Raw genomic sequence first — 23,200 nt, forward strand, 5'->3', positions numbered from 1 at the left:
CCTACAGAACGGACGCGAGGCGCTGGAGCCCCTCGCGGGTGGTCTTCTCGTCATGCACCAGCGCTACGCGGATGTAGCGCTGCGAAATGTTGATCCCGTCGGTCTCACGGCAGGCATAGGCCCCCGGCAGTACCTTGACGTGGGCCTCGCCCCACAGCTTGCGCGTGGCTTCCTCGCCGTCGCCGACATCGAGCCACAGGAAGAAGCCGCCACCTGGTGTGTAGTAGGAGAAGCGGTTGTGCAGGATCTGTTCGGCGATCCGGAAATTCTTCACATACCATTCGCGCGTCTGGACCGGATGCGTCTCCTCGCGCCACAGCGCGGCCGACGCCTTCTGGACGGCGAAAGGAATCTGCGGCCCGCCATAGCTGCGCCAGCGCAGCACCATCGCGACCAGCTTCGGGTCGCCGGCCATGAAGCCCGAGCGCAGGCCCGCCGCGTTCGACCGCTTCGACAGCGAATGGAAGACCGCGAGATTGCGGAACGGATCCTTGCCCCCGGTCTCGTCGATCTCGAGGGCGGCTTCGAGCGCGCCCGGCGGCGGCGCACCGGTGTAGATCTCGGCGTAGCACTCATCGACGGCCAGCACGGCGTCGTACTTGCGGCAGAGCTTCAGCAGCTTCTGCAGATATTCCTTGCTGGCGATCGCGCCCTGCGGATTGGCGGGCGAACAGAGATAGACGACCGACATTCGCTGCCAGGTCGCTTCATCGAGGCTCTCGTAGTCCGGCAGGAAGCCGTTCGAAGCTTCGGCGTTGACCAGCAGCGGCTCGCCACCCGACAGGACCGCCCCGCCCAGATAGGCCTGGTAGAACGGATTGGGCAGCGCAACGATCGGCTTGCCGCCACCCTTCTCCTGCGGCGTCGCCACCGTGGAGATGATGTAGACCCCCTCCTTGCTGCCGGCCGTCGGATGGACGTGCACGTTGGGGTCGAGCAGCCCCTGCGGCAGCTTGTAACGGCGGGTCAGCCACTCGCAGATCGCGAGGTTGAGGTCGGGCAGACCCTGGTTCGGCGGATAGCGGTTCCAGCCATCGACTTCGTCGATCACGATCTGCCGCGCGAAGGCGGGCATCGCGCCCTGCGGTTCCCCCACCGACATGTTGATCATCGACAGGTGCGCAGGCGGCGTGATCGGGGCGATGAGAGCGTTCAGTCGCGCAAAGGGGAAGTCTGTCAGCGTCTCTGTCAGGCGCGGATTGAACATTCTCGTATCCAGTGGCCGAACCGGCCGAACAAAATAAAGGTGCCAACCGAAAGGCCAGCCTATTGCCACATTCTATGGAACAAATTTGCCAATCACAACAATGGAATAGGCTTGTTTCTTGAGACGCTGGAAGGGTTTGCGCCTCTCCTGCGCCCGACCACAAGCGGTAGTCGGGCATGACGCCGCACGGCCGATGGAATTGCCTATTCCTTAGTCAGCCCAATCGCGCCTATAGGGCGTTGGAACCCGACTCACCGGTCCGGATGCGCACGGCCTGCTCGACCGCCGTGACGAAGATCTTGCCATCGCCGATCTTGCCGGTATGGGCCGCTTTCTGGATGGCCTCGACGGCGCGCTCGACCTGGCCATCGTCGACCACGATCTCGATCTTCACCTTGGGCAGGAAGCTCACGAGATACTCGGCACCGCGATAGATTTCGGTCTGGCCCTTCTGGCGACCGAAGCCCTTGACCTCGCTCACCGTCAGACCCGACACGCCGACGCCGGTCAGCGCGTCGCGCACCTCGTCGAGCTTGAACGGTTTGATGATGGCGGACACGAGCTTCATCTGTCTTCCCCTCCTGCCTTCCGGCACTTCCGACAGACTGGCGCCTCGCGTTCGCGGCGTCAAACGCCGGACAGAAAGAGGGCCCGGCGAGAGGCTCGCCGGGCCCTAGGGTCCGCCGCGACACGGTGCGGCGGATGAGAGGGAACCAGGAGGAGAGAGGGGTTCCCGATCTCGAGAGGAGACGGTCCTAGTGGATCGTCTCACCGTGCAGGTTGATGTCGAGACCTTCGATCTCTTCCTCGTTCGTCACGCGCAGCCCGATCAGGGCATCGACGACCTTGAGGATGATGAAGGTAGCGACCGCGCACCAGGCGATGCAGACCAGCGAGCCCCAGAGCTGCGTCAGGACCTGGCCGGCGTTGCCGTCGATCAGTCCCTTCTTGCCCTCGCCGCCGATCACTTCCACGGCGAACACGCCGGTCAGGATGGCGCCAACGAAACCGCCGATGCCGTGCACGCCGAACGCGTCGAGCGAATCGTCGTAGCCCATCGCCTTCTTGAGGCCGGTGGCGCCCCAGAAGCAGACCAGGCCGGCGACGATGCCGATGGCCAGCGAACCCATGGGGGTCACGAAGCCCGAGGCCGGGGTGATCGCAACGAGGCCGGCGACGGCACCCGAGATGATGCCGAGGACCGACGGCTTGCCGCGCGTCACCCACTCCGCGAACATCCAGGCCATGGCCGCCGCGGCCGCCGCGAACTGCGTCACCGCCATTGCCATGCCGGCATTGGGGCTGGCGCCGACCGCGGAGCCGGCGTTGAAGCCGAACCAGCCCACCCACAGGAGGGCCGCGCCGATCACCGAGTAGACTAGGTTGAACGGCGCCATGTTCTCGGTGCCGAAGCCCTTGCGCTTGCCGATGACGAGCGCACAGACGAGGCCCGCGACGCCGGCGTTGATGTGCACGACCGTGCCGCCCGCGAAGTCGAGGACGCCCCAGTCGCCGAGGAATCCGCCGCCCCACACCCAATGGGCGATCGGCGCGTAGACGATCAGCGACCACAGGGCCATGAACCACATCATGGCCGAGAATTTCATACGCTCGGCGAAAGCGCCGGCGATCAGCGCCGGCGTGATGATGGCGAAGGTGAGCTGGAAGCTCATGAAGACGGTCTCGGGGATCGTCTTGGCGAGATCATGCACGCCGTCGAGGGTGAGACCCGCCATGAAGATGCGGCTGAGCCCGCCGATGATCGAGCTGCCTGGCGTGAAGGCCAGGCTGTAGCCTACGATCAGCCACAGGACCGAGATCATGCAGGTGATGGCGAAGCTCTGCATCACCGTCGCCAGCACGTTCTTCTTGCGGACCATGCCGCCGTAGAACAGCGCGAGGCCCGGGATGGTCATCATCAGAACGAGCGCCGTCGAGGTCAGCATCCACGCCGTGTCGCCGGTATCGAGCTTGGGCGCGGCAGCCGCAGCCGCAGCCGCCGGAGCGGCGGCCGGCGCGGCAGCCTGAGCCAGCGCAAGCGCCGGCAGAAGCAGCACCGCGGCCGCCCCCGCGCCCGCCAGCACCGAATTGGTCTTGAACTTCATCGTTGTCCCCTGGTTCTCGAGTTGATTCTGGTGTCGGATCACAGCGCTTCGATGCCGGACTCGCCGGTGCGGATACGGATCGCCTGCTCGACCGGCATGACGAAGACCTTGCCGTCGCCGATCTTGCCGGTGCCCGCCGCCTTGCGGATGGTCTCGACGGCACGCTCGACCAGGATGTCGTCGATCACGACCTCGATCTTCACCTTCGGCAGGAAACTCACGGCATACTCTGCGCCGCGATAGATTTCGGTCTGGCCTTTCTGCCGGCCGAATCCCTTCACTTCGCTTACGGTCAAGCCCTGGATGCCGAGCGCCGTCAGGGCATCCCTGACCTCGTCCAGCTTGAAGGGTTTGAAGATTGCCACGATCATTTTCATTTGCGCCTGTCCTCCAACGGGCGGCACGCCCGCCCCCAAAATTCAATTCGATGCCAGCAAGGGGCGTGCCAAATTCCACCTCGACAAATTGCATTGATCCTTGGCACGCGGCTTGCAGGAAATGGGGCGGAAACAAGTCATAAGTCTTTGGGGGTGGTCGTGTTGCTTAAAAAAACCGCTGTTCTGGCTACTGCACTGATTACTCTCTGCGCAACAAGCACAGCCTATGCACAGGGAACACCAGATCCGCAGACCGTGACGGTCACGAAGGATCAGCAGACGGCCCAGGGTACGCCCGATGCGGCAACCACGCCGGCGGCACCTGAGAAGGAGACCTGGAAGGCTCCGTTCGGCGGCAGCTTCACGGCTGGCCTGGCAGTTCTCAACGAGTACTCCTATCGCGGTATCTCGCAGACTCAGCGTCAGGTCGCCGTCCAGGCCTCGCTCGGCTACGAGACCCCCACCGTCAGCGAGAAGATCCCGCTCAGCGCCTATGTCGGCGCCTGGGGCTCGAACGTCGACTTCCCCAACACCGGCACCTGGGCAGAGGTCGACCTCGTCACCGGCCTCAAGCTGAAGCTCATGGACGACAAGCTCACCTTCGACCTGGGCTACATCCGCTACAACTATCTCGGCGCACCCTCGGACCTGTTCTACGACTTCAACGAGTTCGGCCTCGTCGCCGGATACGATTTCGGCGTCGCCCAGCTCAGCGCCGCCGTCCGCTTCAGCCCCAACTTCTTCGCCAACTCCGGCAATGCCTGGTACAAGTGGGCCTCGCTCACCGTTCCCATGCCGTTCCTCCACGTCAACGAAAACGTGGCGTTCAAGGCCTTCGGTACCATCGGCAACCAGTATGTCGAGCGCTTCACCAACTACGGCATCCCCAGCAACAATTACTGGGACTGGCAGCTCGGCCTCGTGGTCTCGGTCTACGGCTTCGATCTCTCCGCCGCCTACACCGGCACGAACCTCAGCGTTCAGGATTGCCTCGGCACCCAGAACTGCGCCAGCCGCGTCATCGTCGGTATCTCGAAGACGTTCTGATCGTCAGGTCATTGACCTCGATCAATCGATCCATGCAGCCATAGAGGGTTGCCGCCCTGCGGGGCGGCTGCCATCTATGGTCCATGGTTAGCCGCCCCTTCGATCCGGTATCCGCTGGCGTGCCCTTCGACCTTGCCGTCGTAGGTGCCGGCCTCAACGGCAGCCTTCTCGCCCTTGCCGCTGGCGAGTCGGGCCTCTCGACTGCCTTGATCGACCGAGTCCCTCTCGCGGCACTGGCCGAACCCGCCTTCGACGGCCGCACCACCGCCCTCGCCTACACCAGCCAGCGTTTGTTCGCGGCGCTGGGCCTCTGGGACGATGTGGCGCCCCACGCCGAGCCGATCCGCGACATCCGCATCTCCGACGCGAGCCACGATGGCCGCGCGAGCCCGTTCTTTCTCCATTTCGATCATCGCGAGGCCGCGGAGGATCCCGAAGCGGCGGCGCCGATGGGCTGGATCGTGGAGAACCGCTTCCTGCGTGCGGCGCTGTTGCGCCGGCTCACCACCTGCCCGAAGGTCGAACTCGTGTCGCCCGACGAGGTGGTCGACACCGAACGTGACCCGGCGCGTGCCGGGCTGACCTTGAAGAGCGGCCGTCGCCTCGCCACCCGCCTGATCGCTTCCGCCGAGGGCCGCCTCGGCTCGATGCGCGAGGAGGCCGGCATCGGCGCGCGCAACTGGTCGTACGACCAGATCGCGATCGTCCTGGTCGCCCACCATGCCGAGCCGCATCGCGGCGTCGCCCAGGAGAAATTCCTGCCCGGGGGGCCTTTCGCCATCCTGCCGATGACCGACGGTCCGGGCGGCGAACACCGTTCTTCGATCGTCTGGACGGAGCGTTCCGATCTCGCGCGTCGCCTGCTCGAACTGGATGCACCCCGCTTCCAGGCGGAGTTCGCGCGCCGCTTCGGTGACCATCTCGGGCCGGTCGAGGCGGCAGGACCGCGCTGGTCCTATCCGCTCCGCCTCGTCCATGCCGAGCGCTATGTCGACACGCGGCTGGTGCTGGTGGGCGATGCCGCGCATGGCATCCATCCCATCGCAGGCCAAGGCTACAACCTCGGCGTTCGGGACATCGCGGCACTGGTGGAGGTGATGGTCGACGCCAAACGCCTCGGCCTCGACGTCGGCGGTGCGGATACGCTGGAGCGCTACGCGCAATGGCGCCGGGCGGACAATTTCACCATGGTCGCCGCCACCGACCTCCTCAATCGTCTGTTCTCGAACGACATCGCGCCGATCCGGCTGGTACGGGATGCCGGCCTCGGCGCCGTCAACCGCGTGCCGGCGCTGCGGAAGTTCTTCGTTCGTCACGCAATGGGCCTGGTCGGTGACCTGCCCAAGCTGATCAGGGGCGAGCGGCTCTAGCCCGCATCAGTTCGGCAAGACCAGACTGCGAAAATCCGGCGACGCGATCAGCTTCTGCAACACGTTCTGCACGGCCGGGAAGTAGGCATCGGCAACGCGCTTGCAGGCAGTCACGGCCGCAAAGGCGCCGTCGAACGTATAGTGCTCCTGCACGCTGACGGACCGGCCGTTCGAGGAGCTCACCGTAAGCCAGATGTCCCAGTAGGCGACCGTCGAGGAAAAGGCGAGCTTGTCGACCGTGCCCGTCAGGGTGACGCTGCCATTGTCAGCGTAGACGCCGGCGATCTTTAATTCGTCGACGAATGCCTTGCGGATGTAGGCGCCGAAACCCAGCCGGTCGGCCGCCGTAATGGGGCCTGCCGCACGACAGCCGTCGCTGAACTGCTGGGCCTCGGTGAAGGGGCCGACCGCAATCTGGGCAGGCGCGAGGCTCTTCAAGGCGACGATATTGTCGGCAGACATTCCGTAACGGGGCGCCGAGTAAGTCTCGCAGCCGGCCACGACGAACGCCAGCGCGACGAACAAAAGACCACGCAAGCCCATCCGATCCCCCAACTCCAATGACGCGATCTTCTCGTGCGTCTTGCTATCGGACGTTTAGGCGATGGGCTCGCGGACTGTCAACAAACGGTCGCAACTGGACTCTTTGCACGTCCCACCCTATCTCAAAGGTCAATTTCGAGGACCTCTCATGGCCACCCCACAGACATCGGCGCAAGTCCCGGTCACCGTGCTGACCGGCTATCTCGGTGCCGGCAAGACCACGCTTCTCAACCGCATCCTGAGCGAGCAGCACGGCAAGAAATACGCCGTCATCGTGAACGAATTCGGCGAATTGGGCGTCGACAACGACCTCGTGGTGAATGCCGACGAGGAAGTCTTCGAGATGAACAACGGTTGCATCTGCTGCACCGTACGCGGCGACCTGATCCGCATCATCGAAGGGCTGATGAAGCGCAAGGACAAGTTCGACGGCATCCTGGTCGAGACGACCGGCCTCGCCGATCCCGGTCCGGTGGCGCAGACCTTCTTCACCGACGAGGACGTCAAGGCCAGGACACGGCTCGACGCCATCGTCACCGTGATCGACGCCAAGCACTTCTTCGGCCAGCTCGAGCAGGGCAGCGAGGCCGAGCAGCAGGTGGCCTTCGCCGACGTCATCCTGCTCAACAAGACCGACCTGGTGAGCCCTGAAGAGCTCAAGAAGGTCGAGGACAGAATTCGCGGCATCAACCGCTACGCCAGCATCTTCCACACGCAGAAGAGCCAGATCGAACTCGACGCGATCCTCGACAAGGGCGCCTTCGATCTCGGCCGCATCCTCGAGTTCGAGCCCGACTTCCTGCACAGTGGCCACGACCACCATCACGAGGACGAGGTCCGGAGCCTGTCGATCACCGCCGAGCGACCGGTCGATCCCGACAAGTTCCAGAAGTGGATGGGCGCGCTGCTGCAGATCAAGGGCGCCGACATCTTCCGCAGCAAGGGCATCCTCGCCATCGACGGCGCGCCGCGCCGTTACGTCTATCAGGGCGTCCACATGATGATGGACAGCGCCTGGGGCACGCAATGGAAGGACGGCGAAAAGCGATCGAGCAAGCTCGTCTTCATCGGTCGCAACCTCGACGGCGACAACCTGCAGCGCGGCTTCGAAGACTGCCTGAAGTAGCACCGTGAAGATCGATCTCGCCAATCCGGCCTGGCAGCAGACGCTGCCGCCGGCCCGCTCCCTCGCCACCGACGCTCCGGTTGCAGCCTGTGCCTTCAACCGCGACGGCACGACCGTCGCCTTCGCGCTGGGAGATGGCGTCGTCCGCGTCCTGCCCGCCGACATCAAGGCGGTAGCGCCCGACGCTTCGGCTCCGCTTCACAAGGGTGTCGTGCTGTCGCTGGTCGGCGATCCGGCAGGCGACGGATTCGTGAGCGGCGGCGACGATGGCCGCGTGCTGCGCCTCGCCGCCGATGGCTCGGCGACGGAGCTGCTGGCGCAGAAGGGCAAGTGGTTCGAGCATCTCGTCGCCCACAAGACCGGCGCGGTCGCCGCCTCGGCGGGCAAGAGCATGTTCCTGCTCCGCGACGGCGAGGTGCGCGAATTCGGGCCGCACCCCAGCACGGTGGCCGCTCTTGATTTCAGCAAGGACGGCAGCCGGGTCGCCTGCGCGCATTACGGTGGCATCACCGTGTGGAGCCTGAGCAAGGACGTCGCGCTGCCGCCGCGCCGCTTCGCCTGGCAGGGCAGTCATGTGGCCCTGCGCTGGAGCACCGACGGCAAGTTCATCGCCACCGGCACGCAGGAGAACGACATCCATGTCTGGCGTGTGGCGCAGGCCACCGACATGCGCATGCAGGGCTATCCCGCCAAGGTGAAGTCGCTGTCGTGGACCGCCGACGCACGCTTCCTCTACACCTCCTCGCAGCCGGTCTTCACCGCCTGGCCGTTCGCCGGCAAAGGGCCCGAAGGCAAGCCGCCGCTGCAGTTCGGCGACGAGGGCGCCGGCCTCATGACCGTGGTCGCCGCGCACCCGTCCGCGGAATTCGTGGCCGGCGGCTACGATTCCGGTGAGCTGCAGCTCGGCGACATCCGCACCAGGCGCTCGGTCGTGCTGAAGATGGCCGATGGCGCGGCCATCACCTGCCTCGCCTGGTCGCCCGACGGCTTCAAGCTTGCCGTCGGCAACGATCGTGGTGACCTTCTGACGATCGATCTGCGACGGTAGCCCTACCCCCGCCGCACCAGCGTGCGGTGGGAGATGAGGCAGAGGATGCCGGCAATGCCCATCGCGGTCGTCATCGGCGCGATGGTGCCATCGAAGGTCTGGCCGACGATGGCGCCGAAGATCGCACCGGCCCCGAACGTCATGACACCCATCAGCGACGACGCCGTGCCGGCCATGTGCGGGTAGTGCTGCATCGCCATCGCCGTCGAATTGGGCGCGATCAGGCTCAGCGTCGCGATCTGGAAGACGAAGCAGACCAGAAAGGGCCACAGGCCGATCGTGCCGTACCGTGCCTCGATCCAGCCCAGGATCATCGCCGCCGCGCCGGACACGGCCGGAACGATCACCGCAAAGCGCAGGATGCGGCCTGCTCCCAGCAGGCGCACGAACCGCGCATTGAACAGGCTGCCGATGGTCATGAAGACCACCATGCCGCCGAACACCACGCCGTAGAAGCGGGGCGAAATCCCGTAGCGCTCGATGAAGACGAACGGCGATCCCGAGATGTACGAGAACAGGGCGGCGAACATGAAGGACGAGGTCAAGGCGTAGCCGATGAAGGTGCGCGTGGTCAGCAGCTCGCCGAACCGCTTCAGGATCTGGGTGAAGACCAGCGGCTGGCGATACTCCGGCTTCAGCGTCTCGGGCAGCTGGAACCAGGCGACGACGAAGGCAATCACACCGGCGGAGGCCAGCACCCAGAAAATGGCCCGCCAACCGGCAAACCACATCACCTGGCCGCCGATCACCGGCGCCAGCATCGGCGCGATCGAGGTACAGGCCATCATGAGCGACATGGCGCGCGCGGCGTGATCCTTTTCAGCAAGGTCGCGCACCATCGTGCGCGCCAGCACGACGCCGCCGCAGGCGGCGAGGCCCTGCAGGAAACGCAGGGTGATGAGATGGCCGGCCGCCGCGGCAAACGCACAACCGATACTCGTCAGCACGTAGACCACCAGGCCAATCAGGATGACCGGGCGACGGCCGAAGCGGTCGCCTGCGGGGCCATAGAAGACCTGCCCCACGCCGAAGGCGATCATGAAGGCCGACAGCGTGAGCTGGATATCGCCGGCCGAGGATTGGAGGTCGACCGCGATCACCGGCAGGGCCGGCAGATACATGTCGATCGAAAGCGGGGTGAAGGCTGACAACAGCGCGAGCACCGCCAGGAGGAGCGGCGACAGGGTCGGACGAGTTGTGGTGTTCATTGCGCGGTGGCTCTACAGGCATCCATGGCATCTCGCCATGCTATAAGCGGACCATGACATCGCTGCCTGACCTGTCAGAAACGCAGATCCGCCGTTACGCGCGACATATCGTGCTGGCGGAGATCGGCGGCGTCGGCCAGTCGCGGCTGATTGCGGCGAAGGTCCTGGTCGTCGGCGCCGGCGGCCTCGGCGCACCCCTCCTGCAGTATCTGGCTGCGGCTGGTATCGGCACGCTGGGTGTGATCGACCACGACACGGTCGACCTGTCGAACCTGCAGCGCCAGGTGATTCACCGCACGTCCGACATAGGTGTTTCCAAGGTCGAAAGCGCACGCCGCGCGCTGGCAGAGATCAATCCCGAAGTGAACGTGCAGGCCCATGACGAGCGCCTCACGGCAGACAATGCCGGGCGCATCATCGCCGGTTACGACATCGTGGCCGACGGCAGCGACAACTTCGCCACACGCTATCTGCTGAACGACGTCTGCTACGCGCTGCGCAAGACGCTGGTCTCGGCGGCCATCCTGCGCTTCGACGGCCAGATCTCGACCTACAAGGCGTGGCAGGGCGCCGGACATCCCTGCCTGCGCTGCCTCTTTCCCGCGCCTCCGTCGGAAGACGCCGTGCCGAGCTGCGCGCAGGCCGGCGTGCTGGGCGCGCTGGCCGGCACCCTGGGCACCCTGCAGGCCACCGAGGTGGTGAAGGAGATCCTCGGCGTGGGCCGCTCGCTTTCGGGATCGCTGCTGCTCTACGACGCGCTCAACGCCTCCTTCGAGACGCTGTCGGTCACCAAGCGGATCGATTGCCCGACCTGCGGGGATACCTCGGACGTGCGCGCATGAGCGACGGCCTGAATGCAGGCGGCGTCTCCGTCATCCTGCGCTCCGACGATTACGAAAGCGTCCACTACGGTCTGGCGCTGGCGGCGGCGGCGCTGGCCGTCAACAAGCCCGCCGTCCTGTTCTTCACCATGGGTGGCATCCGAGCCCTGCAGGGCTCGCCCCCGCTGCTCCGCGACTGGGACCGCGACGCGGGTAACCGCGCCCGCGGCGTCGGCGACTTCGAAACGCTGCTGCAGGCCTGCGTCGAGCTTGGCGCGCGGCTGATCGTATGCGAAATGGGCCTGCGGTCGCTCGACATCGATCGCGCGGGCCTGCGGGCCGACGTCCCCTTCACGGTCGCCGGCATCGTCACCTTGCTGGAAGAGACCAAGCCGGGCATGCACCTGGTTTCACTGTGATTCTGTGGGAGACTTCATGACATCCGCCCCCTTCGACGTGCTGGGAATCGGCAACGCCATCGTCGACGTCATTTCGCGGTCCGACGACGCCTTCCTCGGCAAGCACGGCCTGGTGAAGGGCAGCATGATGCTGATCGACGAGGAACGGGCCGAGCAGCTCTATGCCGGCATGGGCCCTGGCGTCGAGGTGTCGGGTGGTTCGTGCGGCAACACGATGGCCGGCATCGCCTCGTTCGGTGGCAAGGGCGCCTATATCGGCAAGGTGCGCAACGACCAGCTGGGCGGCGTCTTCGGCCACGATCTCAAGGCCACGGGCGTCTCCTTCGAGACTCCGCCCGCAACCGACGGCCCGGCGACCGCGCGCTGCCTCATCCTGGTGACGCCCGACGCCCAGCGCACGATGAACACCTATCTCGGCGCCTGCACCGGTCTCGGCCCGGCCGACATCGATGCCAGGCTCGTCGCCTCGGCCCAGGTCACCTATGTCGAGGGCTATCTGTGGGATGCGCCGGCCGCCAAGCAGGCGGTGCTCAAGGCCTTCGACGCCGCCCGTGCCGCCGGCCGTCAGGTCTCGATCACGCTGTCGGATTCCTTCTGCGTCCATCGCTACCGCGAAGAGTTTCGCGACCTGATCCGCAACAAGGTGGACATCCTGTTCGGCAACGAGGCCGAGATCAAAGCGCTCTACGAGGTCGAGACCTTCGAGCAGGCGCTCGCGGAAGTACGCAAGGAAGCCAAGATCGCCGCCCTCACCCGCAGCGAGAAGGGTTCGGTCGTGATCAAGGGCGATGAAACCTACGAGGTCCCGGCGGCCCCCGTCGCCAAGGTCGTCGACACGACCGGCGCCGGCGATCTCTACGCCGCGGGCTTCCTGTTCGGCTTCACCCATGGCAAGCCGCTGGCCGAATGCGCGCGGCTGGGCGGCATCGCCGCGGCCGAAGTGATCTCCCATGTCGGCGCGCGGCCCGAGCAGGCGCTGAAGGGCCTGATTTGAGCGCTGACGCTCCGGCGAAGGGATGGCGGGAGTCGCTTGCGACCTACCGCCATCCGCGCGTCGTCCAGTTCCTGTTCCTCGGCTTCTCGGCCGGGCTACCCTTCCTGCTGGTCTTCTCGACGCTGTCGGCGTGGCTGCGCGAGTACGGCATCAGCCGCACCGCCATCGGCTTCATCAGCTGGATCGGCATCACCTATTCCTTCAAGTTCGTCTGGTCGCCGGTCGTCGATCGCGTGCCCTTGCCGCTGTTGACCCGCTGGCTCGGGCGGCGCCGCTCCTGGATGTTGCTGGCCCAGAGCGGAATCGCGGGCGGCCTGCTCGCCATGGCGTTCTGCGACCCGCGCACCGACCTGTGGTGGATGGTCGTGTTTGCGCTGATCGTCGCGTTCTCCTCGGCCACCCAGGACATCGCCCTCGATGCCTGCCGCATCGAGGCGACGGATGCGAGCCTGCAGGGAGCGACGGCGGCGACCTACCAGCTCGGCTACCGCATCGCCGTTCTCGCCGCAGGCGCGGGCGCCCTCTACATGGCCCAGTTCGTTTCCTGGACGGCGGCCTACCAGACGATGGCGGCGCTCGGCCTCGTCGGCATCCTCACGACCCTCCTGATCTCGGAGCCGGAGCGCCGCGCGACTGCCGGGACGAGCGAGCTCGAAGGCAAGGTGGCCGCCTTCGCCGCGGGTCTCGGGACCATGCCGAACTGGGTCCGCAAGGCGCTGATCTTCGTCTATGGCGCGATCGTCTGCCCCTTCGTCGATTTCTTCGCGCGCTTCCGCTGGATGGCCGTCCTGCTGCTGCTGTTCATCGGCCTGTTCAGGCTGTCCGACATCGCCATGGGAGTCATGGCCAACCCGTTCTACATCGACATGGGTTTCAGCAAGGACCAGATCGCCGACGTCTCCAAGATCTTCGGATTCGTCATGACGATCCTGGGCGCGCTGCTGGGCGGCGCACTGGTGTTTCGCATGGGCGCGGCGCGGCTTCTGGCGCCGGCAGTGTTCCTGATCGCGGCGAGCAACCTCACCTTCTCGTGGCTCGCCTGGGTGGGCGAGCCCGACCTCACGATCCTCACCATCGCGATCAGCGTCGACAATCTGGTGGGCGGCATGTCCGGATCGATCTTCATCGCCTTCCTGTCGGGCCTGACCAACACGGCCTACACGGCGACGCAGTACGCGCTGTTCACCTCGATCATGACCCTGCCCGGAAAGCTTCTGGGCGGCTCCTCGGGGTGGGTCGTCGACAGGCTCCAGGAAGACTTCACCGCCACCCACAAGTTCGGCGGCTACGCGATCTTCTTCGTCTACACCGCGCTGCTCGGCCTGCCGGCATTGGTGCTGGCGGTAATCGTGCGCCGCCATTTCGAAAAAGAAACCCCTCCTTCCTGACGGAAGGAGGGGTTAGTGGCTCGGCTGCGGTGTCGTTTCCGAGCCGGGGAACCGGCTCGTTCCGGGGAGCGGGGCGTGGGGTGCCTGCAAGGAACGAGCAAGCTCTATCTAGGCGCCCGACGCTACAAAACCGTTACTGGCCGTGTGGAAAACCCGGCGGCACAACCCGCGAGTCCCGGCGCGCCGGTCAGCCCGGCGTCGAGTCGAGGGCATAGCCGGCGGCGCGGACCGTGCGGATCACGTCGGCATGGTTGTCGCCGTTCAGCGCGATGCGCAGGCGACGGATATGGACATCGACGGTGCGCGCTTCGACATAGACGTCCTTGCCCCAGACCGAGTCCAAGAGCTGTTCGCGCGAGAAGACGCGGCCGGGATGTTCCATGAAGTGGCGCAGCAGGCGGAACTCGGTGGGTCCGAGATGGAGCGGCTTGCCGCCGCGCGTCACGCGATGCGCCACCAGGTCCATGACGATGTCGGCATAGGACAGCGCCTCGTCGGCCAGCGCCGGCCGGATGCGCCGCAGCACCGCGCGGATGCGCGCGATCAGCTCGGTGGGCGAGAAGGGCTTCGGCACGTAATCGTCGGCGCCGGCGTCGAGGCCGCGTACGCGATCGCCTTCCTCGCCGCGCGCCGTCAGCATGATGATCGGCACGTTGGCGGTCGAGGTCTGGCGCCGCAGCTGGCGGCAGACCTCGATCCCCGACATCAGCGGCAGCATCCAGTCGAGCAGGATGAGGTCCGGCACATCCTCCTGCACCGAACGCAGCGCCTCTTCGCCGTCATAGGCGACCGCAACCTTGAAGCCGGACTGTTCGAGGTTGTAGCGCAGCAGCTCGACCAGCGCCGACTCGTCCTCGACGACCAGCACGTGCGGCTTCATCGTGGAGGTGTGCGCGTCACGCCGCGCGGGACTGGTGGCGACCATCGTCACGGCGTCGGACCCGCCGCATTGCCCGTCGTGGCGTACATCGCGGCACTGCCCTTCGGCCGGTCTTCCTCGAAGCCATGGCCGGTCGCGCGGAAACTCACCAGCTCGGCGATGTTGGTCACGTGGTCCCCGGCGCGCTCGATGTTCTTGGCCATGAACATGAGATGCGTACACCCGGTGATCGTGCGCGGATCTTCCATCATGTAGGTGAGAAGCTCGCGGAACAGGCCAGTGTAGACTTGGTCGATCTCCTCGTCGCGTTCCCACACGTCGCGAGCCTTGGCAACGTCGCCCTGGGCAAAGGCGTCGAGCACGTCCTTGAGGGCCGTGCGCACCAGCCGGCCCAGCCGCTCGATCCCGGCGATCCCCGCCGAAGGCGCCGAGGTCTGGCTCAGCACGATGCTGCGCTTGGCGGTGTTCTTGGCATAGTCGGCGATGCGCTCGAGCGCCGCGGCGATCTTGATCGAAGACAGGATGACGCGCAGGTCGACCGCCATGGGCTGGCGCAAGGCCAGCAGCCGGACGGTCTGTTCCTGCACCGCCTCGTCGAGCGCGTCGACCCGCGGGTCGTCGACGATCACCTTCTCGGCGACCTCCGTATCGCGGTCTCGCAGCGCGCGCATCGCCTGTGCGAGCTGGCTTTCCGCCAGGCCGCCCATCTCGCTGATCGTGGCGCTCAGCCGCTCCAGCTCCTCGTCGAACCGCTTCAATGTATGTTCGGGCATGGTCTGTCCCTTCTTCTCGTTCTCGTCGCCGCTCAGCCGAACCGGCCGGTGATGTAGGCCTGCGTCCGCTTGTCGGTCGGAGTGGTGAACAGCGTCGCCGTCGCGCCGAACTCGACCAGTTCGCCCAGGTACATGAAGGCGGTGAAGTCGGAGACGCGGGCGGCCTGCTGCATGTTGTGGGTCACGATGACGATCGTGTAGTCCTGCTTCAGCTCGTCGATCAGCTCCTCGATCTTCGCCGTCGAGATCGGGTCGAGCGCCGAGCACGGTTCGTCGAACAGGATGACTTCGGGCTTCACCGCCACGGTGCGGGCGATGCAGAGCCGCTGCTGCTGGCCGCCGGAGAGGCTCAGGCCGCTGGCGTTCAGCTTGTCCTTGACCTCGTCCCACAGCGCGCCGCGGCGCAGCGCGTGCTCCACCCGGCCGTCGAGTTCCGACTTGGGCAGATTTTCGTAGAGACGGATGCCGAAAGCGATGTTCTCGTAGATCGACATCGGGAACGGCGTCGGCTTCTGAAACACCATGCCGATGCGGGCACGCAGCAGGTTGATATCCTGGCCGTCGCGCAGCAGGTTGTCGCCGTCGAACATCACGTCGCCGGTGGCGCGCTGGCCGGGATAGAGGTCGTACATCCGGTTCAGGATGCGCAGCAGGGTAGACTTGCCGCAGCCCGAGGGTCCGATGAACGCCGTAGCCTTGTTGGCGTAGAGCGACATCGTGATGCCCTTGAGCGCCCGGCTGTCGCCGTAGAAGAACTCGAGGTTCTTGATCGAGATCTTGGGCGTGAGCTTCGAGACGTCGAGCTTGGCGTGCGTCGCGACGGGAACGGCGACGCTGGGCGTTTCCGTAGATGGCATGGACATCAGGATTTCCTCGCGGAGGTGAGCGAACGGGCCAGGATGCTGAGCCCAAGGACGGTAACGGTGATCAGGAGCGCGCCGGTCCAGGCGAGCTTCTGCCATTCGGCATAGGGCGACAGGGCGAACTGGAAGATGACCACCGGCAGGCTGGGCATCGGCGCACTCATGTCCAGGCTGAAGAACTGGTTGTTCAGGGCGGTGAACAACAGCGGCGCCGTCTCGCCGCTGATGCGGGCGATGGCCAGCAGGATGCCTGTAACGATACCGGCCTGCGCCGCGCGGTAGGCGATGCGGACGATCATGTGGGCGCGCGGCAGGCCGATCGAGGCGGCGGCCTCGCGCAGCGTGTCGGGCACCAGGGTCAGCATGTCCTCGGTCGTACGGACGACGACGGGGATCACGATCACGGCCAGGGCGACGGCGCCGGCCCATCCCGAGAAGTGGCCCATCGGCGCCACCAGGATCTCGTAAACGAACAGGCCGATCACGATCGACGGCGCGCTGAGCAGGATGTCGTTGATGAAGCGCACGACGCTCGAGAGCTTGTCGTGACGGCCATACTCCGCGAGATAGGTGCCGGCGAGGACGCCGATCGGCGTGCCGATCACCACCGCCAGCACGGTCATCACGATGCTGCCCATGATGGCGTTGAGCAAGCCGCCTGCAGCGCCCGGCGGCGGCGTGTTCTCGGTGAATACCGAGAGCGAGAGCCCACCGATGCCCTGGTAGAGCAGAACGCCGAGGATGAGGACCAGCCAGCCCAGGCCGAAGGCCGTGGCGGCCCACGCCAGACCCTTGGCGATGGCGTTGCGGCGACGGCGGCCCGCATAGAGCGGACTGTCCATGGCGGCCGTCCGGGATGCAGTGGTGGCCATGACGTTACCTCCCCTGCCGCTGCAGGCGCATCAGCATGTAGCGAGCGATGGCCAGAACGATGAAGGTGATGAAGAAGAGGATGAGGCCGAGCGCGATCAGCGACGAGGTGTAGAGATCGCCCACCGCCTCGGTGAATTCGTTGGCGATCGAGGCCGAGATCGTCGTGCCCGGCGCAAACAGCGAAGCCGAGACGTGATGGGCGTTGCCGATCACGAAGGTGACGGCCATCGTCTCGCCGAGCGCGCGACCGAGTCCCAGCATGAAGCCGCCGATGACGCCCACCCGCGTGAACGGCAGGACGACGTAGCGGAACACTTCCCAGGTCGTGCAGCCGACGCCGTAGGCCGCTTCCTTGAGGACCGGCGGTACTGCATCGAACACGTCGCGCGAGATCGAGGTCACGAAGGGCAGCACCATGATCGCCAGGATGAGGCCGGCGGTGAACATGCCGATGCCGTAGGGCGGGCCCGCGAACAGCGTCGACAGGATCGGGACGTTTGCGAAGGTATCGATGAAGAAGGGCTGCACGTACTGCTGCAGGAAGGGCGCGAAGACGAACAGGCCCCAGATGCCGTAGATGATGCTGGGGATGCCGGCCAACAGCTCGATGGCGATGCCGATCGGGCGGCGCAGCGCCTTCGGGCAGAGTTCGGTCAGGAAGAAGGCGACCATCAGGCCGACCGGTACCGCGATCAGCATGGCGATGAAGGACGTGACCAGGGTGCCGAAGATCGGCGCCAGGGCGCCGAACCGCTCGGTCACCGGGTTCCAGGATTCGTCGAACAGGAAGCCGAAGCCGAACGTGCCGAGCGCGGGCGCCGCGCCAATGACGAGGGCGATGATGACGCCGCTCAGCAGGGCCAGCACGGCGAGCGAAGCGCCGCGCGTGAGCCCGTGGAATATCGAGTCGGTCAGTCTCAGGCGTCGCAGCACGGCTGCCCGCGAGGCCGATGCCGCCGCCGGCGCGCTGGCGCCCTTTAGTGCAACTTCACTCACGTCGCGTTCCCCCGAAGCCATTCAACTCCCCAAGAATGAGGGGCGGGTGTCGCCACCCGCCCCGTCACGATCCTAGTTGGTCGGCGAGTAGAGCGGCTTGCCGTCCGCACCCTTGATCTCGGCCTGCCACATCTTCTGGATGTCGCCCACGACGTTGGCCGGCATCGGCACGTAGTCGAGCTCCTCGGCCGACTTAGCCCCCTTGGCATAGGACCAGGCGAAGAACTTCAGCGCCTCGGCGGTCTCGGCAGGCTTCGCCGGCTGCTTGTAGAGCAGGATCCAGGTCGCGGCCGTCATCGGCCAGGACTGGTCGCCGGGCTGGTTGGCGAGGATCACACCGTAGCCGGGCTTGGACTTCCAGTCGGCATTGGCGGCGGCGGCCTGGAAGCTGGCCGAGGTCGGCTCGACCGTCTTGCCGGCCTTGTTGACCATCTTGGTATGGATCAGCTTGTTCTGCTTGGCGTAGGCGTACTCGACATAGCCGATCGAGCCCTTGGTCTGCGCTACGTTGCCGGCAACGCCCTCGTTGCCCTTGGCGCCGATGCCCACCGGCCACTGCAGCGCCGTGCTGACGCCGACCTTCGTCTTCCAGTCCGGGCTCACGTCAGCCAGATAGTAGGCGAAGTTGTAGGTCGTGCCCGACCCGTCCGAACGGCGCACCGGGACGATGGCCTGCTTCGGCAGCTTGGTGTTGGGGTTCAGCTTGACGATCGCGGCATCGTCCCAGTTCTTGATCTCGCCGAGGTAGATTTTCGCCACCGTCGGGCCGTCGAGCGTCAGCTCGCCCGGCTTGATGCCTTCCAGGTTCACCACGGGGACGATGGCGCCCATCACCATCGGGAACTGCGCGAGGCCGGACTCGTCGAGATCCTTGCCGGAGAGCGGCGCGTCGGTGGCGCCGAAAGTCACGGTCTTGGCCTTGATCTGCTTGATGCCGCCGCCCGAACCGATCGACTGGTAGTTGAGGCCGTTACCGGTCTCCTTCTTGTAGCTGTCGGCCCACTTGGCATAGATCGGGTAGGGGAAGGTGGCGCCGGCGCCGGAAATGTCGATGGCATGGGCGGCCGCCGGGGACAGCGCGAGGGCTGTCGCGAGGACGATCTTGGTAAGGTTCACGGGGTTTCTCCTTCGTTGAATTTCGAAGCGCCCGTCATCTAGGAGCCGTACGTCTCCCTCATATGACGGATATATGACAATCCGGTTACAGGGGGCGTCCTCTTCCACAGCGTATTCGCCGGGACACCGAAAATATTTGATTTGAATCAAGGGGTTGGCGATTCGGGACCAGAGCCCGAGACCGTCACACGAATTTAACGCAGCGCCCTCGGAACGGTAACGCAGCGCCACGATGGTGCGCCTCTTTCGAGAGCACCCCATGTCTTCCAACCCCTCGATCGCGCGCCGCCAGCGATGGCTATCCGTGCTCGCAAAGGCGCCCGCCACCCGGCTCGCTTCGCTCTGGCAGTCCCTCGGGCCTACGCCGTCATACACCGTGCTTCGTCGGCCCGAGATCGGGCTCGTCATGGTGCAGGGCCGCATCTCCGGCACCGGTGCTCCTTTCTGCGCTGGCGAGATGACCGTGACACGCGCCGCCGTGCGACTCGACGGCGGCGAGATGGGCTTCGGCTACGTTCGCGGCCGCGATGCACGGCATGCCGAGATCGTCGCGGCCGTCGATGCGCTGGGCCAGCGCGCCGACTGGGTCGAGACGCTCGAGACCGTGGTCGTAACCCCGCTCGCCGAGGAAGCCAAGGCGCGGCATCGCCTGATCGCCGCGCGGGCGGCGGCCACCCGTGTGGACTTCTTCACCGTCGCGCGCGAGGCCGGCGCATGAGCGCGACGCTCCTCGCCCCCGGCTTTGCCGATTCGTCGCACGATGCACAGCGCCTGTTCCGCGGTGTGCTGGACGCCTTCTCCCATCCCGGCCGCATCGTCGAGCTGCGCGATGCGCCGGTGGGACCGGGAACGCTCAGTCCCGCGGCCACCGCCTTCCTGCTCACCTTCGCCGACCGCGAGACACCGCTCTGGCTCGAAGCCGGCGTCGACAAACAGGAGGTCCGCGACTTCCTGCGCTTCCATGCCGGCACGCCGCTCGTCCTATCGCGCGAGGCCGCGACCTTCGGCGTGATCATTGCCGGCGGTGGCGAGCCCTTCGCCGGGTTCGCCATCGGCACCGACACCTATCCCGACCGTGCCGCCACCCTGGTGATCGAAGTGCCGGCGCTCGAAGGCGGCCGGACCACCACCTGGCGAGGTCCCGGCATCGACGGCGAGGTCCGCATCTCGATCGACGGGTTGGGCGACGGCTTCTGGCCGGCCTGGGCCGCCAACCATGCCCTGTTCCCATGCGGCGTCGACCTCGTCTTCGCCTCGGGATCCCGACTGATCGCGCTGCCGCGCAGCGTTGCTGTGGAGGCCTGACCATGTATGTCGCGGTCAAGGGCGGCGAGACCGCCATCGCCCATTCGCTCGATCTCCTGGCCGACAAGCGTCGCGGCGACCGCGACGTTTCCGAGCTATCGCTGGCGCAGATCGACCAGCAGCTCGGCCTCGCGGTGGATCGCGTGATGACCGAAGGCTCCTGCTACGACCGCAGCCTCGCGGCACTCGCCATCAAACAGGCGCGCGGCGACCTCATCGAGGCGATCTTCCTGCTGCGCGCCTATCGCACGACACTGCCGCGCTTCGGCGCATCGGAGCCGCTCGATACCACCCGCATGGTGGCGGAGCGCCGAATCTCCTCGACCTTCAAGGACGTGCCGGGCGGCCAGGTGCTGGGCCCGACCTACGACTACACCCACCGTCTGCTCGACTTCTCCCTGGCCGCGTCGGGCAAACGTCCCGAAGCACCGACCGCGCCGGCCGATGCCACCCACGCCCTGCCCCGCGTCGGCGACATCCTGCAGCGCGACGGGCTGCTCGAACCACCACCGTCCCGCAATGACGGTGAAGCGCGCGACCTGACGCGCGAGCCGCTGGTGTTGCCGGCCGACCGGCCGCTGCGCCTGCAGAACCTGGCGCGCGGCGACGAGGGCTTCCTGCTGGCGCTCGGCTATTCGACGCAGCGCGGCTACGGCAACAACCACCCCTTCGTCGGCGAGATCCGCTACGGCCACGTGCCGGTGTCGTTCGTGCCGGAGGAGCTGGGCTTCGCCATCGAGATCGGCGAGATCGAAGCGACCGAGTGCGACATGGTCAACCAGTTCGCCGGCTCGCACGACGTGCCGCCGCAGTTCACGCGCGGCTATGGCCTGGCCTTCGGACATGCCGAACGCAAGGCGATGGCGATGGCTCTCGTCGACCGTGCGCTCCGCGCTGACGAGTTGGGCGAAGCCGCGACTTCGCCGGCGCAGGACGAGGAATTCGTGCTGGCCCATAGCGACAATGTCGAGGCGTCGGGCTTCGTGCAGCACCTCAAGCTGCCGCACTATGTCGATTTCCAGTCTGAACTCGTCGTGGTGCGCATGCTGCGCGCCGAGGTCGAGAAGCGCCGCGAGCAAGATGCCCTCGCCCAGGCGGCGGAGTGAATCATGCCTGACACGACGATCCAGGACACGGCCCCGCAGGACGGTGCCTACAACTACGCCTATCTCGACGAGCAGACCAAGCGGATGATCCGCCGCGCCATCCTGAAGGCGGTGGCGGTGCCCGGCTATCAGGTGCCGTTCGGCGGCCGCGAAATGCCGCTGCCCTATGGCTGGGGCACCGGCGGCATCCAGGTCACTGCCGCCATCATCGGCCGCGACGACACGCTGAAGGTGATCGACCAGGGCGCCGACGACACGACCAACGCCGTCTCGATCCGCCGCTTCTTCGCGAAGGTCGCCGATGTCGCCACCACGACGCATACCGGGGAAGCCACCATCATCCAGACGCGGCACCGCGTGCCCGAGACGCCGCTCACCGACGGCCAGATCCTGGTCTTCCAGGTGCCGATCCCCGAGCCGCTGCGCATGCTGGAGCCACGCGAGACCGAGACGCGGACGCTGCATGCCCTGTCGGAATACGGCGTCATGCAGGTGAGCCTCTACGAGAGCGTCGCCCGCCACGGCCGCATCGCCAAGACCTACAACTATCCGGTGATGGTGAACGGGCGCTACATCATGAGTCCCTCGCCGATCCCGAAGTTCGACAATCCCAAGCTCGATCGCAGCCCAGCGCTGCAGCTCTACGGCGCCGGCCGCGAGAAACGCATCTACGCCGTGCCGCCGCACACACCGGTGAAGAGCCTCGACTTCGACGACCATCCGTTCGAGATCGAGACCTGGACCGAGTGCTGTGCGCTCTGCGGCTCGACCGAGAGCTTCCTCGACGAGATGATCGTCGACGATACCGGCAAGCGCCTGTTCGTCTGCTCCGACACCGACTATTGCGAGAGCCGGCGATGAACGCACCTCTGCTCTCGGTGCGCGACGTCGGCAAGCGTTTCGGCGGCCGTATCGCCTGCCGCGACGTGAGCTTCGACCTGTGGCCCGGCGAGGTCCTGGGGATCGTGGGCGAATCGGGTTCGGGCAAGACGACCCTGCTCAATTGCCTCGCGGGGCGCCTCGCTCCCGACAGCGGCTCCGTCACCTACGAGACCCGGTCGGCGGGCAGCGTGGACGTGCATCGCCTCTCGGAAGCCCGCCGCCGCCTGCTGGCGCGCACCGAATGGGGCTTCGTGAATCAGGACGCCCGCGAGGGGCTGCGCATGGGCGTGAGCGCCGGCGCCAACATCGGCGAGCGGCTGATGGCTGTGGGCGCGCGCCACTATGGCGAGATCCGCGGCCAAGCCGCCGACTGGCTGGCGCGGGTCGAGATCGACATCGAGCGCCTCGACGACCGTCCCGGCACCTATTCCGGCGGCATGCGCCAGCGCTTGCAGATCGCGCGCAACCTGGTGAGCAATCCGCGGCTGGTCTTCATGGACGAGCCGACCGGGGGCCTCGACGTCTCCGTGCAGGCCCGCCTCCTCGACCTGCTGCGCGGGCTGGTCGAAGGGCTGCACCTGTCGGTCGTGCTGGTGACCCACGATCTCGGCGTCGCGCGGCTGCTGACGCACCGGCTGATGGTGATGCAGGGCGGCGCGGTCGTTGAGCAGGGACTGACCGACCAGGTGCTCGACGATCCGCAGCATCCCTACACCCAGATGCTCGTCTCTTCGATCCTGCCGGCGTGAGGTG

The 23,200-nt window shown here is 66.2% G+C and carries 25 protein-coding genes; 13 read left to right on the forward strand and 12 right to left on the reverse strand.

Going from position 1 to position 23,200, the window contains the following annotated elements:
- Position 1: 1 nt before the first annotated feature.
- The 4 genes from ACT6UX_RS01960 to ACT6UX_RS01975 form a co-directional block, all read right to left on the reverse strand.
- Positions 2-1,207, reverse strand: a complete 1,206-nt coding sequence (locus tag ACT6UX_RS01960) for an aminotransferase class I/II-fold pyridoxal phosphate-dependent enzyme (RefSeq protein WP_444773454.1) — start codon at positions 1,205-1,207, stop codon at positions 2-4.
- A gap of 229 nt (positions 1,208-1,436) precedes the next feature.
- The gene (locus tag ACT6UX_RS01965; RefSeq protein WP_444773455.1) at positions 1,437-1,775 is read right to left on the reverse strand and encodes a P-II family nitrogen regulator; all 339 of its coding nucleotides are present in this window, start codon (positions 1,773-1,775) and stop codon (positions 1,437-1,439) included.
- Between the two features lie 187 nt (positions 1,776-1,962).
- Complete coding sequence (locus ACT6UX_RS01970) at positions 1,963-3,312, reverse strand: ammonium transporter (protein ID WP_444773456.1); 1,350 nt, start codon at positions 3,310-3,312, stop codon at positions 1,963-1,965.
- A 38-nt stretch (positions 3,313-3,350) separates the two neighbouring features.
- Positions 3,351-3,689 carry a P-II family nitrogen regulator gene (locus tag ACT6UX_RS01975; protein WP_444773457.1) on the reverse strand — a complete coding sequence of 113 codons (339 nt, stop codon included), beginning with the start codon at positions 3,687-3,689 and terminating at the stop codon, positions 3,351-3,353.
- A gap of 255 nt (positions 3,690-3,944) precedes the next feature.
- Here ACT6UX_RS01975 and ACT6UX_RS01980 point away from each other — a divergent pair, with 255 nt between their 5' ends.
- Together ACT6UX_RS01980 and ACT6UX_RS01985 are read left to right on the forward strand one after the other, a co-directional pair.
- Positions 3,945-4,736, forward strand: a complete 792-nt coding sequence (locus ACT6UX_RS01980; protein WP_444773458.1) for a TorF family putative porin — start codon at positions 3,945-3,947, stop codon at positions 4,734-4,736.
- An 83-nt stretch (positions 4,737-4,819) separates the two neighbouring features.
- Positions 4,820-6,106: a UbiH/UbiF/VisC/COQ6 family ubiquinone biosynthesis hydroxylase gene (locus tag ACT6UX_RS01985; RefSeq protein WP_444773459.1), complete on the forward strand. Its 1,287-nt coding sequence runs from the start codon at positions 4,820-4,822 to the stop codon at positions 6,104-6,106.
- Positions 6,107-6,112: 6 nt separating this feature from the next.
- Here the strand turns inward: ACT6UX_RS01985 and ACT6UX_RS01990 are convergent, their stop codons facing one another.
- The gene (locus ACT6UX_RS01990) at positions 6,113-6,643 is read right to left on the reverse strand and encodes a hypothetical protein (RefSeq protein ID WP_444773460.1); all 531 of its coding nucleotides are present in this window, start codon (positions 6,641-6,643) and stop codon (positions 6,113-6,115) included.
- A gap of 154 nt (positions 6,644-6,797) precedes the next feature.
- Here ACT6UX_RS01990 and ACT6UX_RS01995 point away from each other — a divergent pair, with 154 nt between their 5' ends.
- Together ACT6UX_RS01995 and ACT6UX_RS02000 are read left to right on the forward strand one after the other, a co-directional pair.
- Positions 6,798-7,775 (forward strand): CobW family GTP-binding protein, encoded by a 978-nt coding sequence (locus ACT6UX_RS01995; protein ID WP_444773461.1) that lies wholly within the window; start codon positions 6,798-6,800, stop codon positions 7,773-7,775.
- A gap of 4 nt (positions 7,776-7,779) precedes the next feature.
- Positions 7,780-8,823 carry a WD40 repeat domain-containing protein gene (locus ACT6UX_RS02000; RefSeq protein WP_444773462.1) on the forward strand — a complete coding sequence of 348 codons (1,044 nt, stop codon included), beginning with the start codon at positions 7,780-7,782 and terminating at the stop codon, positions 8,821-8,823.
- A 2-nt stretch (positions 8,824-8,825) separates the two neighbouring features.
- On the opposite strand, the gene ACT6UX_RS02005 is transcribed toward ACT6UX_RS02000, so the two are convergent.
- Positions 8,826-10,031, reverse strand: a complete 1,206-nt coding sequence (locus ACT6UX_RS02005) for a Bcr/CflA family multidrug efflux MFS transporter (RefSeq protein ID WP_444773463.1) — start codon at positions 10,029-10,031, stop codon at positions 8,826-8,828.
- A gap of 53 nt (positions 10,032-10,084) precedes the next feature.
- Between ACT6UX_RS02005 and ACT6UX_RS02010 the strand changes: the two genes are divergently transcribed.
- The 4 genes from ACT6UX_RS02010 to ACT6UX_RS02025 are packed head-to-tail and all read left to right on the forward strand — an operon-like array spanning position 10,085 to position 13,653.
- On the forward strand, positions 10,085-10,873 hold the full coding sequence (locus ACT6UX_RS02010) for a HesA/MoeB/ThiF family protein (protein WP_444773464.1): 789 nt from the start codon (positions 10,085-10,087) through the stop codon (positions 10,871-10,873).
- A complete protein-coding gene (locus tag ACT6UX_RS02015) occupies positions 10,870-11,271 on the forward strand; it encodes a DsrE family protein (RefSeq protein ID WP_444773465.1) in 402 nt (133 codons plus the stop codon). Before ACT6UX_RS02010 ends, ACT6UX_RS02015 begins: the two co-directional genes overlap by 4 nt.
- Before the next feature lie 16 nt (positions 11,272-11,287).
- Positions 11,288-12,265, forward strand: coding sequence for an adenosine kinase (locus ACT6UX_RS02020; RefSeq protein ID WP_444773466.1), 978 nt, complete (start codon positions 11,288-11,290; stop codon positions 12,263-12,265).
- Entirely contained in the window at positions 12,262-13,653 is a 1,392-nt protein-coding gene (locus ACT6UX_RS02025) for an AmpG family muropeptide MFS transporter (RefSeq protein ID WP_444773467.1), read from the forward strand. Before ACT6UX_RS02020 ends, ACT6UX_RS02025 begins: the two co-directional genes overlap by 4 nt.
- A 187-nt stretch (positions 13,654-13,840) precedes the next feature.
- Here the strand turns inward: ACT6UX_RS02025 and phoB are convergent, their stop codons facing one another.
- Genes phoB through pstS form a run of 6 tightly spaced genes read right to left on the reverse strand, consistent with a single transcriptional unit; the run spans position 13,841 to position 19,154 of the window.
- On the reverse strand, positions 13,841-14,533 hold the full coding sequence (gene phoB, locus ACT6UX_RS02030; RefSeq protein WP_444773679.1) for a phosphate regulon transcriptional regulator PhoB: 693 nt from the start codon (positions 14,531-14,533) through the stop codon (positions 13,841-13,843).
- Positions 14,534-14,580: 47 nt separating this feature from the next.
- On the reverse strand, positions 14,581-15,306 hold the full coding sequence (gene phoU, locus ACT6UX_RS02035; protein ID WP_444773468.1) for a phosphate signaling complex protein PhoU: 726 nt from the start codon (positions 15,304-15,306) through the stop codon (positions 14,581-14,583).
- 32 nt (positions 15,307-15,338) lie between these two features.
- Positions 15,339-16,169: a phosphate ABC transporter ATP-binding protein PstB gene (gene pstB / locus ACT6UX_RS02040; RefSeq protein ID WP_444773469.1), complete on the reverse strand. Its 831-nt coding sequence runs from the start codon at positions 16,167-16,169 to the stop codon at positions 15,339-15,341.
- On the reverse strand, positions 16,169-17,041 hold the full coding sequence (pstA, locus tag ACT6UX_RS02045) for a phosphate ABC transporter permease PstA (protein WP_444773470.1): 873 nt from the start codon (positions 17,039-17,041) through the stop codon (positions 16,169-16,171). Before pstA ends, pstB begins: the two co-directional genes overlap by 1 nt.
- A 4-nt stretch (positions 17,042-17,045) precedes the next feature.
- Positions 17,046-18,059: a phosphate ABC transporter permease subunit PstC gene (pstC, locus tag ACT6UX_RS02050; protein WP_444773471.1), complete on the reverse strand. Its 1,014-nt coding sequence runs from the start codon at positions 18,057-18,059 to the stop codon at positions 17,046-17,048.
- A gap of 51 nt (positions 18,060-18,110) precedes the next feature.
- Positions 18,111-19,154, reverse strand: coding sequence for a phosphate ABC transporter substrate-binding protein PstS (gene pstS / locus ACT6UX_RS02055; protein WP_444773472.1), 1,044 nt, complete (start codon positions 19,152-19,154; stop codon positions 18,111-18,113).
- A gap of 259 nt (positions 19,155-19,413) precedes the next feature.
- Between pstS and phnG the strand changes: the two genes are divergently transcribed.
- Genes phnG through phnK form a run of 5 tightly spaced genes read left to right on the forward strand, consistent with a single transcriptional unit; the run spans position 19,414 to position 23,196 of the window.
- Positions 19,414-19,872 carry a phosphonate C-P lyase system protein PhnG gene (gene phnG / locus ACT6UX_RS02060; RefSeq protein WP_444773473.1) on the forward strand — a complete coding sequence of 153 codons (459 nt, stop codon included), beginning with the start codon at positions 19,414-19,416 and terminating at the stop codon, positions 19,870-19,872.
- A complete protein-coding gene (gene phnH, locus ACT6UX_RS02065) occupies positions 19,869-20,459 on the forward strand; it encodes a phosphonate C-P lyase system protein PhnH (RefSeq protein WP_444773474.1) in 591 nt (196 codons plus the stop codon). The genes phnG and phnH overlap by 4 nt, the downstream gene beginning before the upstream one ends.
- 2 nt (positions 20,460-20,461) lie before the next feature.
- A complete protein-coding gene (locus ACT6UX_RS02070) occupies positions 20,462-21,565 on the forward strand; it encodes a carbon-phosphorus lyase complex subunit PhnI (RefSeq protein WP_444773475.1) in 1,104 nt (367 codons plus the stop codon).
- A 3-nt stretch (positions 21,566-21,568) separates the two neighbouring features.
- Complete coding sequence (locus ACT6UX_RS02075) at positions 21,569-22,426, forward strand: alpha-D-ribose 1-methylphosphonate 5-phosphate C-P-lyase PhnJ (RefSeq protein ID WP_444773476.1); 858 nt, start codon at positions 21,569-21,571, stop codon at positions 22,424-22,426.
- Positions 22,423-23,196, forward strand: a complete 774-nt coding sequence (gene phnK, locus ACT6UX_RS02080) for a phosphonate C-P lyase system protein PhnK (RefSeq protein WP_444773477.1) — start codon at positions 22,423-22,425, stop codon at positions 23,194-23,196. The genes ACT6UX_RS02075 and phnK overlap by 4 nt, the downstream gene beginning before the upstream one ends.
- The last annotated feature ends 4 nt before the right edge of the window (positions 23,197-23,200 follow it).

It is taken from the genome of Reyranella sp. (assembly GCF_052439685.1).
In the GTDB taxonomy this organism is placed as follows: domain Bacteria; phylum Pseudomonadota; class Alphaproteobacteria; order Reyranellales; family Reyranellaceae; genus Reyranella.

Coding starts and splice junctions, on each gene's coding strand:
- ACT6UX_RS01960 (WP_444773454.1), bottom strand. CDS start 1,207: ATGTTCAATCCGCGCCTGACAGAGACGCTGACAGACTTCCCCTTTGCG.
- ACT6UX_RS01965 (WP_444773455.1), bottom strand. CDS start 1,775: ATGAAGCTCGTGTCCGCCATCATCAAACCGTTCAAGCTCGACGAGGTG.
- ACT6UX_RS01970 (WP_444773456.1), bottom strand. CDS start 3,312: ATGAAGTTCAAGACCAATTCGGTGCTGGCGGGCGCGGGGGCGGCCGCG.
- ACT6UX_RS01975 (WP_444773457.1), bottom strand. CDS start 3,689: ATGAAAATGATCGTGGCAATCTTCAAACCCTTCAAGCTGGACGAGGTC.
- ACT6UX_RS01985 (WP_444773459.1), top strand. CDS start 4,820: ATGGTTAGCCGCCCCTTCGATCCGGTATCCGCTGGCGTGCCCTTCGAC.
- ACT6UX_RS01995 (WP_444773461.1), top strand. CDS start 6,798: ATGGCCACCCCACAGACATCGGCGCAAGTCCCGGTCACCGTGCTGACC.
- ACT6UX_RS02005 (WP_444773463.1), bottom strand. CDS start 10,031: ATGAACACCACAACTCGTCCGACCCTGTCGCCGCTCCTCCTGGCGGTG.
- ACT6UX_RS02010 (WP_444773464.1), top strand. CDS start 10,085: ATGACATCGCTGCCTGACCTGTCAGAAACGCAGATCCGCCGTTACGCG.
- ACT6UX_RS02015 (WP_444773465.1), top strand. CDS start 10,870: ATGAGCGACGGCCTGAATGCAGGCGGCGTCTCCGTCATCCTGCGCTCC.
- ACT6UX_RS02020 (WP_444773466.1), top strand. CDS start 11,288: ATGACATCCGCCCCCTTCGACGTGCTGGGAATCGGCAACGCCATCGTC.
- phoB (WP_444773679.1), bottom strand. CDS start 14,533: ATGAAGCCGCACGTGCTGGTCGTCGAGGACGAGTCGGCGCTGGTCGAG.
- phoU (WP_444773468.1), bottom strand. CDS start 15,306: ATGCCCGAACATACATTGAAGCGGTTCGACGAGGAGCTGGAGCGGCTG.
- pstB (WP_444773469.1), bottom strand. CDS start 16,169: ATGTCCATGCCATCTACGGAAACGCCCAGCGTCGCCGTTCCCGTCGCG.
- pstA (WP_444773470.1), bottom strand. CDS start 17,041: ATGGCCACCACTGCATCCCGGACGGCCGCCATGGACAGTCCGCTCTAT.
- pstC (WP_444773471.1), bottom strand. CDS start 18,059: ATGGCTTCGGGGGAACGCGACGTGAGTGAAGTTGCACTAAAGGGCGCC.
- phnG (WP_444773473.1), top strand. CDS start 19,414: ATGTCTTCCAACCCCTCGATCGCGCGCCGCCAGCGATGGCTATCCGTG.
- phnH (WP_444773474.1), top strand. CDS start 19,869: ATGAGCGCGACGCTCCTCGCCCCCGGCTTTGCCGATTCGTCGCACGAT.
- ACT6UX_RS02070 (WP_444773475.1), top strand. CDS start 20,462: ATGTATGTCGCGGTCAAGGGCGGCGAGACCGCCATCGCCCATTCGCTC.
- ACT6UX_RS02075 (WP_444773476.1), top strand. CDS start 21,569: ATGCCTGACACGACGATCCAGGACACGGCCCCGCAGGACGGTGCCTAC.
- phnK (WP_444773477.1), top strand. CDS start 22,423: ATGAACGCACCTCTGCTCTCGGTGCGCGACGTCGGCAAGCGTTTCGGC.